Below are 1,217 nucleotides of genomic sequence, written 5' to 3'. Positions count from 1 at the left end.
CCTAAGTGTTCGTGGCTTTCCGTAGCCACCCGTGCGGTTTGACGGGTACAACGTAACGGGTTAGACTGCTCTCAGTCACGTGCGGACTCACCCGAACCCGACTGCTAGACGCGAAAGGAGGTGAACAGGAGATGACCAGAAATGCTGATCAGGTCGACATCAACATCTTCTTTGGCGAACTGCCGAAGCTGACCGACCGCGAGGATCTGGGACTTCAGGCGCTGGGCGAGATGCGGCGCCTAGATGCGATGCAGTTTGTTGATGAGCACAGTGAGCTGAACGATGAGCAGCTCGCGGAACGCTTGGCAGAGCGATACGGCTGGACGATCGGAGACGCGGCGAACTTCGTGGTGTCGAACACGATTCCGAGGACGGACCTCATTCGAGGCCGCTTCCATCGTGACGCTGGAAGCGCGAACGATGGCAACCCGGCCACGGCGAAGATACTCGACACGATCATCCTGTACGTCCGCCCTCAGGCCACCAAGGAGGAGGTAGCGAACGCGTTTGACGAGTTTCGCCGGGCCGCGTACGCAAGCAGCACGTTTGAGCGCCGGCGTCCGCTTGCGATGAAGCGATCCAAGGATCTGGCGGTGCTTGGCTACCGCATTTGGCGTGGCGAGTTCGACACGTGGAGCTCAGCGTTTGAGGCGTACCAGGACGAACACCCAACCGACGCTGTAGCCTTCTTTGACTTCAGCACGAACACGGTGAAGATGCCGGACTTCAGGCGCGCCACCAAGAACGCCTACAACACCGTGACCGGTTGCACACTGGACTTTCGTCCGGGGATGAAGACACGGAAGGGAGGTGAATAGGAAATGACCAAACGAGCACACGGCGAGGGCTCGATCTACAGGCGCGCCGATGGCAAGTGGTGCGGCGCGATCCGCCACGAGACCGGACGTGCGGTGTTCTACGGCCGCACCAAGGCCGAGGTGCGCGACAAGCTGAGGGCGGCCGTCGTACGCATGGAAGACGGCGCACCGGTCCGGGACTCCAGGCGCACGGTCGCGGCATGGCTTGCCGACTGGGAGACCAACGCACTCCCCGCCTCGAGCCTGAAGTCGACCACGCAGGATCTGTACAAGTGCATCGCAAAGACGCACCTCAAGCCTGAGCCGTTCGGCGCGATCGCGCTGGACAAGCTCAAGGCGTCAGACGTGGACGCGCTCATCATCCGGCTACGCGAGAAGAAGCTCGCCCCGGCGACGGTA

General features: G+C 61.7%; 1 protein-coding gene and 1 pseudogene (1 of these 2 cut by a window edge). Both read left to right on the top strand.

All coding sequences use genetic code 11. The features are described from left to right. The first annotated feature begins 131 nt into the window (after positions 1 to 131). On the top strand, positions 132 to 818 hold the full coding sequence (locus HGB10_00280; protein ID NTU70252.1) for a hypothetical protein: 687 nt from the start codon (positions 132 to 134) through the stop codon (positions 816 to 818). A gap of 3 nt (positions 819 to 821) precedes the next feature. Then, a pseudogene (locus tag HGB10_00275) lies at positions 822 to 1,217 on the top strand (hypothetical protein) (it continues 57 nt past the right edge of the window).

The organism is Coriobacteriia bacterium (assembly GCA_013334745.1).
Lineage (GTDB): Bacteria > Actinomycetota > Coriobacteriia > Anaerosomatales > JAAXUF01 > JAAXWY01.
This window is presented reverse-complemented; position numbering and strand designations above follow the sequence as displayed.